Here is an 8,805-nt window from a genome sequence, read left to right as displayed (position 1 = left end):
CTAAACATAGAAAAAACTCCTTATAGATTGTTTTTTATTGATTCGACAAAAAAGGCTGCTGACCCTGCCTTTCAAGGCAGTTTGTCAGCAGCCTCAGCGCCTTTAATAAGGCGCTTTTTTCAGTCTTCAAATTCTTGACAATTAACTAATCCATTGATGAAGGTTATGAAATCCTTTGAGAGGATCGTAACCTTAGGATGATCGGGATTTTCTACATCAACATGGATGACTCGGGGCTCACCATTTCTTCCGCATTGACTATAATCTAACATGACGGCATCATGACCAGCTGATGGACAATCACATATTACAAATCCTAGATGAATGGGATAACCCCAATCTTCATCAATGCTTCGGACATCTTCGGAATCAATGCCTTCCTCTCCTCCAAGGCCACGGATTTTTTCGATTGCAATATGATTCTTGGCCCAAGAGGTTGGAACTGTTGTTGAAAAGCAAGAGTTGAACCATTTTTGGTTTTGATTAGTTCTATGTAAGAACGGGGAAGTTTGAAATTCAACTTTTTTTCTGCCTGAGCAATCATTTCATCCGTCACCGAAATGGGATTGGTATATTGATCGCATGGTAGCCAAAATCCTTTAAAATGCTTTCTCATGTTACCCACCTATTTTTAAAAAATAAAGATCAATGATGATAATGCCAAAAAGATTGTAACATGTGCAAAGTGTTGTTTATAGGATGAGGAGTAGGCGGATGGCTTATGTAGTTAGATTTTTTTAAAAAATTTGTCGACATAGGGAGTGTTCTGTTATGATTTAATTAAAAGATTCGTCATGAGAATAACTTTATGGGTCAGTTTCCGTGGGGAGTTCAGTGAGATGAATCCATGATACTAACAATTTTGATGGAGGTTTTGCTCATGTTTCAATTCCGAGTGAAAAGTCAGTTGAAATTATTCACCTCCGTTATTCTCGCGATGCTTATTTCGATGGTGACTGCTTTGCCTGCATTTGCGGCCACTCCAGGGAAGACGGTTAATGCGTCGGCAACACTTGCATACAACCTCAAAGGGCTTAAGCATAATGTGGCTGTTCAAAAAGCTTATATCGCTTCCAAGTATATTTACGTTACACAACGGTCTGGGGGAACATGCTATCTTTCAAGATTGCTCATTAATGGTCAAGACGCTACATATGTTGATGAAATGACTGTCACCAATGCGGGTCATTGCCAAACATTAGACATGTACACATACAATGGTAAAAATTATTTTTATTTCAGTTCGAAAGCAGATCCTTCAACATCGTATTACTGGTCCCTCCAAGTGGCAAGACTGCAATACTCACCTGGCGCGAAATACAATTATACCGATCTTCATCGGTTTACTTATATGAATTACGCCAATAAGGATGGTAAAAGACTAGGTGATACGTACCGTGTCGATGGCGGTGGCAATAGTAACTACACGATTTTCCGAGTCCAAACCAAACAAGGAACTGTAACTTGGTCTATTTATGACACAGTGGCATTAAACCGGCTTCTTGACAGTAATAAACAGGTACAGATGAATAGTGCGGAGGCGAAGAGCGCCTGTGTTGGTAGCTTTACGCAGTCGGGTAGTGGCATAGTCAGACCGAACGGTTCTTTCCAAGGCGTTGATATGCTCAGTAATACGGAGATTTATACGTCAGGTGGCGCAGAAGGCCAAACTCCGCAAATCGCCATGATGTCAAACACGGGAGCATACAAAACCCTTGTGAAAATTACCAATGTAGGAACTCATGAAATCGAGGGTGTACAGACAAAGAACGGGAACGTTTATTTTACGATCGTTACAGACCCGCTGAATAAGCAAAATACGCAGAAAATTTACTACGTCTCTGATAGCATTTTTTAACTGGGTAGATGCGGCGGAGAGACCTTTTCCAGGTGAGCCTCGTACGCGTGAAGCGAATGAGAGCCGCTGTTCTACTTCAATCGGGGTCAGCTCGCGTGATCATTATTGGGTATCAACAACAAAAAATTAAAGGCATCATCCATGGAAAAGAAAATGCCAGAGCCAATCACTAGGGTGTGTCTGGCAAATTAAGTTGTTGGGGAAGAAGCGGCGAAAAAACCTTTTCTTGAGGAGCGCCTCGCCATGCGTGAAGCGAATGAGAAAATGGTTTTGGAGCCGCTGTCCTATTCATCAGACACGCCCTAATAGTCCTGGCATTTTCTATTTGCTATTTACCATAGTAACTTTCTTATACTACGGGATTTCTATTAAGCGTAGACAGATGATGAGATCCTTGTTCACGAAATAACTCAGCTAATTTTTTTCTTCCAGCGGCACCATTTTGCAATATGTATTGCAGCTCTTGTGAGGTGAGTATTTTGATGCTTACCAAACGTATATCACTGGCTGGACCGATGATACTGGTTGGAATTTGCTCAGATTCAAGACCGAGCAAGACACCTACGCGGCCTTCCTCATTGAAAGGTTCTGGTACATCAATATACGAAAACTCCATCGACAAAACACCATGATGCTCCAATAACTCTTTTACGCCTCCATGATGAGCAAAGTTTTGAGCAACTTCGTATAGCAACTGAAATTGCCATGTTTGATCGAGTTCAGCAATGTTTTTACGAAGGGCAGGATCGTCTGATTCAAGGTAACACTCCAATGAAAATCCTTGGTTGGGTTCCTCAACATCATCAAACGGATCAGACAAGCCGTCACTTGCCAAAATGACGGAATTCGGAGTCTCTATTTTCACAAAAGCTTGTCTCAATGCCGGCCATCTAGGCCCACCTCTAAAAGCTGGATTGATGAGGTGGGTCAACACATCTGGATCTATTTTTCCGATCTTTTTCCAAAAATCATACCTCACATCAACGGTTTCGTTAAACAAATCATCTTTCATGATGCATGCCTCCTTGGGGTCATTTGAATATTACAATATGTTATTCTTTTATTGGTTGTAAAGCAGTGATTAAGTGTTGCTTGGCATGCGGGAGGAATGTTATTGAAACTTCGAAAAGAGTTGGAGTTGAAACCAATATCTCCAGAGTGGAAAAGCGTCATCAGATCAAAAGTTCAACGGATTATCCATTTGTTGGAAACGAAACAACCTGTTGATAAAGAGATAGAAGAGTTTAACCAACTAACAGGAAAAGATTATATCGATGTTGACTTTATGCATCAGGAAGCCATGGATTTAGAAACGTTTGTTGATCTTGCTTCATTACCTGTTCCAAGTAAAGTGGAGGATATCACGACAGAAGAGTTGATTGAAATAGTCACCAGGGCTATGGATGTTGAAACATATGGAATTGAAACGCACTATTATATGGAACTCTTTGATATTCATGTACCTATGCCCAATGCTTCAAACCTGATTTTTTACCCGGACGAAAAGTTTAAGGGCAACAGGAGTGACGATGGTCTCACTCCGAAAGAAATAGTGGAGAAAGCGTTGGCATACAAACCGATATGTTTATAATGAAACTATTTATTTGCGGCGTTTTGTGAATACAAATCGTTAACCAAGGAGGTTTGACATTCATCTTTAGGTCGTTTGCTTTGAATGATAGAACTTTGGAGAACTTGTTGTAACTAAGAAAATGAAGTGCAAACTGACTACAGTCAGGCACTTCATTTTTTGTGTCGATTTGGCTTTGCATCTCAAGATGGAACCATAAAATCGACCAACGATCTTAAACGACAATTAGCTTGCAATCCTTGCTGGAGCGCGGCATTATTCACCTCATGCAAGTACGCCTCGGTTCCAGTCGATGGTTGAAACGGATTGCCGATTTCTTCCCACTATGCCACAACACTGGATGTTGAATAGAATACCTTTGTTACTTGTTTTTAACATTTAGCCTATTCGTTCGTTTACTTATTATTAGTGAAATATTATATTGTAAAGAGAAACAATCATATACAAAATCATGAAATGCTCTGCTTTGCTATTCGTAATTGTATATCCATGAATAGATTTAATCCGCAAATAATCAGATTTGTTGTCATTGGGTATGAAGTGGTGAGAGCTGGTTAAAAACCCGTTCAAAACCAAATACACGAGCAACCATAAAGATCGGAGGGGATAAGATGGAACAAAAGCTAATTCGCCTGAAGGATCGATTAAGTGATCTGAGCCGGAGAAATCGTTCCCTACGGCTACTTAGGCTACAAAGTAAATGGGTCTTCGACCTAACGGCGTTAGACCAAGAGAACGCACCACGGTCAAAACAGATTTTAGATCAAGTGATGACTGGTAAAAAGAAAATGGTGCTTACTCACTCATCTTTGACTGAAAAACAGTTACAAACTGTAGCACATAGCTTAACCCATCTTTATCGCAATATGAAGGCAATCGAAGATGAAACGGGATTGTATGATTTATACATAGGCTATCCTTTCTTATCAGGTAACTTAAGGGATGGTTCTTTTATTCAAGCCCCATTGTATTTATATCCGGTTCGCTTAGAACGAAAGGATCGAAGTAATTTATATTGGGAATTGCACTCTTTTCCAGATTCTGAGCCACAATTAAATCGCACACTCTTTTTAGGACTCAGACGTTTTCATCAAGCTACGTTTGAAGAGAGTATGTTTGAGGATAGTGCGCAGTGGAAGATGATCGATAAAGCAAACTTGTCCTCATGGGCAGAATGGTTAAGTCAGTATAACATCAACGTAACCTGTGCAGAAGAAGGATTAAAACCACTTCAAACGTATCGCAGGGAAACCCTTCCTCAAGATCAGCCACTCAAGATTGAACCTTATGCAATATTAGGTAGCTTCCCACAAGGTAATTCGTCGTTGATCCGGGATTATGATGAATTAATCGCCTTATCGACAAAACAACCATTACCCTTTATACAAGAGCTCATTCATTTTAATGAAGATCATACCTACGATCCTATGCCGGATTCCCAACGGGAGGAGCTGATTGAGGTTCAAGAGATTCAACCAGCAAAAGAAGAAGAACAATTCTTTATCTTGCCAACGGATTTTTCTCAAGAAACGATTCTTCATACAGCGCGTACCACAAAAGGATTAGTGGTGCATGGTCCTCCGGGAACGGGTAAATCTCAAGTCATTGTAAACTTAATTACTGATGCGTTAGCCAATGGGAAAAAAGTGCTTGTCGTCTGTCAGAAGAGAGCAGCTTTGGATGTTGTATACCAACGGTTAGATAGTATCGATTTGACTTCCTATGTGGCCTTAATTCATGACGAAAAACAGGACCGGAGCGGATTATATCAAAAAATCAATAAGCTCATTCCCGAAACAGTTACTCAAATCCAAGGAAAAGAATCCTCCTTGCGCCATTTGTGCAAGCGAATAGAAGAGCGTGAGCAGAAGCTCAATGCCATTTGTAAAGGGTTGCATGAACGGCAATCATGTGGGTTTAGCGCATATGAACTATATGGGCGAGCTAAGAAACAAGATGATGTCGTTCAAACCATCATGGTCTCCGACTTATCGAAAAGTGTGCATCGAGATGAGTTAGATGATATGCTCTCGACGATCTCGAGGTATGGTACTTATCAGCAACGTTTTGGTAAAGAAGCGTACATCCTAAGAAGAAGAAAATCCCTAGCTAATCTCGAGCTAAGAGATCAGACTCATCTGGTTGAGCAATTGGAACTTGCTTTAGAAAAAGCAGATGTTGCAATCCGAAAACTTAACCAATTGGATCATGAGAAAATCACTCCTGCTTACCTATGGTTAAACAGTGATCGCTTAGCTAAAATTTACGATGATTTAGATCCAAAAGAAAAGAAGACATTACAAAAGTTGCGGCTGTGGTGGTGGACCTCCTTTACAGGGAAAAGCGTGATTGAAGAATTATTAAATGGGCAGAAGTTTAAAGGGATTTCTTCTACAGAATGGCCCCGCATTCAAGAAAGCTTGCGTTTAATGTATGAAATTGCTCAGATCACCCAATCCCTAAAACAACATATCCGCTTCTTAGAAGAGATTTTAGACGATGATTTTTTTAAACAGATACAAAAAGAATTAGCTGAAGGGAAAATTCCACAGCGTACGCTGTTACAGATCCGCGAAGCGATTTCACGTGATTTCGACGATCTCAAAGCCATGGATCGCTGTTACTTTGAGGCTACTCCCACTGTGCAAAAGCTCATCAATAGGTTAAAACAGAAGGAGATGGGCCAGGAAGGAGAGCTTTCTGAAAAGTGGGTGGATGCCGTCAAACAATCCTTTTATCTATTTTGGATTGATGAAATTGAACGGAAACATCCATATCTAAGTAACGTATCAACGGGTGAGTATCAGCAGATTCGGGAAGAATTCGGTAAACTTCTGCTTGAAAAAAAGAAGTTAGCCTTACAGGTTCTTCAAGAACGCATGGTTATGAATATTAACCAATCATTGCAAAGTCATGTAAAAGCTTTTCGAGAGCTACGGCATCAAACAGGAAAGCAACGTCAGATTTGGCCTGTGCGTCGATTAGTCAAACACTTTGCTGAGAAAGGATTATTAGAGCTCCTCCCTGTGTGGTTGGCTTCGCCTGAAACCGTTTCTGCTATGTTCCCTTTAAGCCAGGGTTTGTTTGATTTAGTCATCTTCGATGAGGCATCACAGTGTACTGTAGAAAGTGGATTGCCAGCTGTATATCGTGGAAAGCAAATAGTAATCGCAGGGGATGAAAAGCAGTTGCAGCCATTCGAACAGTTTCGCGTTTCTTTGTATGATGAAGACGAAGATGAAATGGATTTTGAAATGGAAGAGTCAAAAAGCTTGCTTAACCTAGCTAAACGGATATATCCTGTGCGGATGCTTCAGTATCATTACCGTTCCAAGTTTGAGGAATTGATCCATTTCTCCAATCATGCCTTTTATCATGGAAAAATGCAGGTAGTACCCAATGTATCTGCTCATCATTCAACGCCAGCCATTCGTTGGATTAAGGTGGATGGGCATTGGATTAACCAATGTAACGAGCAGGAAGCAAGGATGGTTGTTGATCAGCTCAAACAGCAATTGGAAAAGCATCCCGATCAAACAGTGGGGATTATCACATTTAATGTGAAACAACACGATAAGATTTTGCAGTTGATCGATCAACGAGCCAAGGAGGATCCCCACTTTTCCGCTTTATATGAAGAAGCGATGAAGAGGGAGTTGGATGAACGCATCTTTGTTAAAAACATCGAAAACGTACAGGGGGATGAGCGGGATGTTATCATCTTCTCTGTTGGATATGCTCCTAATGAAGAAGGAAGAATTTATAACCGATTTGGTCTTCTCAATATACAGGGGGGAGAGAACCGATTAAATGTAGCAATTACAAGGGCAAAAGAGAAAATTCTTGTGGTCGCAAGTATTGATCCGCATGAACTAAATGTAGCTGGAACAAAGCATGAAGGACCTAAACTATTCCGTCATTACTTGGAATACGCCAAGGCTGTTTCTGAAGGGAATAAAGAGCAAGTCCTGAGTATTTTAAATCGAATTAACCCCCAGTCAGAAACCAAGAAGCAGTATCATGATGACCAGTTTGACTCTCCGTTTGAAGTGGAAGTATGCGATTATTTACGAAGCATTGGCTATGAAGTTGATACTCAGATTGGAGTCTCAGGATACCGGATTGATCTTGGAATTGTTCATCCAAAGGATCCAGGCCGCTATATCTTGGGAGTCGAATGTGATGGAGAGACTTATCACCGCTCTCCGCATGCAAAAGAGCGTGACTTATATCGGCAAGAGTTCCTAGAGTCAAGAGGATGGAACATTCAACGGATTTGGAGTCGAAATTGGTGGAGAAATCCGGGGATAGAAATAGAGAAAATCGATAGAAAGGTGAAAGAACTATTGGAGAAAGAGGAGCATAAAAAGAAGGTGACTTTGCCTTCAACCTAGGAAGTAATCACTTATCCATGAGCGAACACACTGAAAAAAGAATGAGATGATCCATCTAATTTGTCAAGGCAAGGGGTGAACCCCCTTGTTTTTTATCAGATGGATAGAAACATATTTTAACGGAAGAGTTTATCAGCGTATTAATCGGCGAGATAAATATGTTCCAGTAGGCCCTGTTACAATTTATATGTCCTGTAGTGGAATTGCCTACTGCCAAGCAGATGGGTATCTGCGTGCTCACGATGGAACACCGAAATAATTTAAAGAGTATTCTATGCTAACTACTTAGATTATTGCAAACATTAAATAAATGATGTTTCCGGTTTAGCTTTATATGATTAAAGCTAAGCTATTTTTTTGTCTTGTTATTGCTATGGCGTGTCTGATGAATAGGAAACTGGCTCCAATACAGTTCGCATTCGATTTTGATTTATGGGAAAAGGTTTTTCTGCCGCTTCTACCTACCGAGTCGATTGACCAGGCAGCTCTTATTCACATTCGATCCGATCCTTGATGATTTGTGCTAAATGCGTTTGCGAGAGGTCTCTATAAATACGAAGCTTTATCATATAAGACCCAATCATTCAAGGAACATACGTGGGAGCAAAGCATTCGACAAAGATTGCCTCGTATTGATTGCCCTATATCTCTTTTGTAATTCATGTGGTTTTGACTCGTGAAAAAAAATGAGAAAAAAGGGTTGCATTTGTATTTCAGTCATGATATATTATTCCTTGTCGCCGCGATGCGGTGACAAAGAGAAACGCACCTTGAAAATTAGATATGGAATAAAGCAACGAGGTTAAGAAGGAGATCCTTCTTTGACCGTCGATGTTGCAAATCACCGAGGAGATACCGAGCGGCATAGATATGCCGAATAAACCTAGTAGGTTAAGCTACTAAGGGCACACGGTGGATGCCTTGGCGCTAGGAGCCGATGAAGGACGGGACGAACTCCGATA

5 protein-coding genes and 1 rRNA gene are annotated in these 8,805 nt (G+C 40.6%); 4 read left to right on the top strand and 2 right to left on the bottom strand.

The window, feature by feature from the left end:
- Positions 1-316 precede the first annotated feature (316 nt).
- Complete coding sequence (locus CLV36_RS17765) at positions 317-616, bottom strand: SMI1/KNR4 family protein (protein WP_106343375.1); 300 nt, start codon at positions 614-616, stop codon at positions 317-319.
- 321 nt (positions 617-937) lie between these two features.
- Between CLV36_RS17765 and CLV36_RS16495 the strand changes: the two genes are divergently transcribed.
- On the top strand, positions 938-1,858 hold the full coding sequence (locus CLV36_RS16495; protein ID WP_425436594.1) for a hypothetical protein: 921 nt from the start codon (positions 938-940) through the stop codon (positions 1,856-1,858).
- A gap of 349 nt (positions 1,859-2,207) precedes the next feature.
- Here the strand turns inward: CLV36_RS16495 and CLV36_RS16490 are convergent, their stop codons facing one another.
- Positions 2,208-2,870, bottom strand: coding sequence for a suppressor of fused domain protein (locus tag CLV36_RS16490; RefSeq protein WP_106343373.1), 663 nt, complete (start codon positions 2,868-2,870; stop codon positions 2,208-2,210).
- A 102-nt stretch (positions 2,871-2,972) separates the two neighbouring features.
- Here CLV36_RS16490 and CLV36_RS16485 point away from each other — a divergent pair, with 102 nt between their 5' ends.
- The 3 genes from CLV36_RS16485 to CLV36_RS16475 all read left to right on the top strand — a co-directional run.
- Positions 2,973-3,449, top strand: coding sequence for a hypothetical protein (locus tag CLV36_RS16485; protein ID WP_106343372.1), 477 nt, complete (start codon positions 2,973-2,975; stop codon positions 3,447-3,449).
- Between the two features lie 611 nt (positions 3,450-4,060).
- Positions 4,061-7,843, top strand: coding sequence for an AAA domain-containing protein (locus CLV36_RS16480; protein ID WP_106343371.1), 3,783 nt, complete (start codon positions 4,061-4,063; stop codon positions 7,841-7,843).
- 889 nt (positions 7,844-8,732) lie between these two features.
- Positions 8,733-8,805, top strand: a 23S ribosomal RNA gene (locus CLV36_RS16475); the annotation flags it as partial.

This window comes from Laceyella sediminis, assembly GCF_003003125.1.
In the GTDB taxonomy this organism is placed as follows: domain Bacteria; phylum Bacillota; class Bacilli; order Thermoactinomycetales; family Thermoactinomycetaceae; genus Laceyella; species Laceyella tengchongensis.
Note: the sequence above shows the minus strand (reverse complement) of the source record. Positions and strands in the feature narration are given on the sequence as shown.

What these genes read in the sequence shown, in the direction of transcription:
- CLV36_RS16495 (WP_425436594.1), top strand. Translation starts at nt 938, where the DNA reads ATGCTTATTTCGATGGTGACTGCTTTGCCTGCATTTGCGGCCACTCCA.
- CLV36_RS16490 (WP_106343373.1), bottom strand. Translation starts at nt 2,870, where the DNA reads ATGAAAGATGATTTGTTTAACGAAACCGTTGATGTGAGGTATGATTTT.
- CLV36_RS16480 (WP_106343371.1), top strand. Translation starts at nt 4,061, where the DNA reads ATGGAACAAAAGCTAATTCGCCTGAAGGATCGATTAAGTGATCTGAGC.
- CLV36_RS17765 (WP_106343375.1), bottom strand. Translation starts at nt 616, where the DNA reads ATGAGAAAGCATTTTAAAGGATTTTGGCTACCATGCGATCAATATACC.